General features: G+C 49.0%; 1 protein-coding gene. It reads right to left on the reverse strand.

Annotated features, from left to right (window positions below):
- Positions 1–206: 206 nt before the first annotated feature.
- Positions 207–502 (reverse strand): hypothetical protein (locus tag C5B91_RS21495; protein ID WP_233547884.1); only part of this gene is annotated, 296 nt, incomplete at its 5' end.

Below are 502 nucleotides of genomic sequence, written 5' to 3' on the forward strand. Positions count from 1 at the left end.
AGTCGTGGACAGCTTGGTATTTCGAACAATACCATTTACCAGTTGTGTTGAAATCCCAATCATATCAAATAAAGTACAAACAAGGTTCATCAATTTGTACGTTGGTACAGGTATTGAACTGCAATTCTCACCGTGTTATCTTAGCTAGTTGAAACTACGTCACTGCTCAGAACTGGAGACAGATCTGTTATCGGACGAAAACGCAGTTAGAACAGCACAGATTTGCCGTAGCTCCCCACAACGAGTAGCAGCGCGAGCATCAGTACGAGGGCAGTGAACTTGCCGATGAGGTCCGCACCAAATAGGACCGCAGGGAGGGCAAGTGCGGCGACGAACACCGCGAAATATTTGATGAAGTCGATGCTGACGCGGACGGCTTTAACGAGTGGTGTTTTGATGATCTTCGGAATCATGGTGTTTTCGTGGCCACGACGTGCGGAGGTGCGTATGGATATCTTACGTGCCCCCCTCTTCCGCCGCCTCGAGTAGTTCGTCAAGGTAG

It is taken from the genome of Haloferax sp. Atlit-10N (assembly GCF_003586325.1).
GTDB classification, from domain to species: domain Archaea; phylum Halobacteriota; class Halobacteria; order Halobacteriales; family Haloferacaceae; genus Haloferax; species Haloferax prahovense.